We start from the raw sequence: 415 nt of genomic DNA on the forward strand, positions 1-415 counted from the left end.
GGCCAGGGGCCGGGATGACGGGTGCGAAAGGGGGGACTCGAACCCCCACGCCTTGCGGCACTGGAACCTAAATCCAGGGCGTCTACCAATTCCGCCACTTTCGCGAGGCCTGCGCTGGGCAGGGGCGCATTGTTGCAGGCCGAGCAACAAAGCGGAAGGTCATCACCCGCCCGTCCGTCACTCCACGGGCAGTGGACGTGCCGGCTGGGTGTCGTCCTCGGCCACGCCGGTGCGCAGCACGGTGCGCGCAAAGGGGTTTGCGGGATCGCCGGGCAACGGCCGGGCCGGCACGAACTCGCCTTCTTGCACGTGGTCGCGGACCACGGTGGTGGCCAGCCCGGCCTCGCTGACGCCGGGCGCGGCCAGGTCCTGCGGCGGCGCTGCCATGGCGGCGGTGGTGCAGGCAGCCAGCAGC

General features: G+C 71.6%; 1 protein-coding gene and 1 tRNA gene. Both read right to left on the reverse strand.

All coding sequences use genetic code 11. The annotated features are described in order from the left end of the window. Positions 1-22 precede the first annotated feature (22 nt). Positions 23-104 (reverse strand) — tRNA-Leu (locus tag AC1DN0_RS41620). A gap of 73 nt (positions 105-177) precedes the next feature. Further along, the coding region (locus tag AC1DN0_RS41625) for a hypothetical protein (RefSeq protein WP_477146690.1) at positions 178-415 on the reverse strand (238 nt) is incomplete at its 5' end.

The sequence above is a fragment of the Cupriavidus sp. 05N39 genome (genome assembly GCF_056397325.1).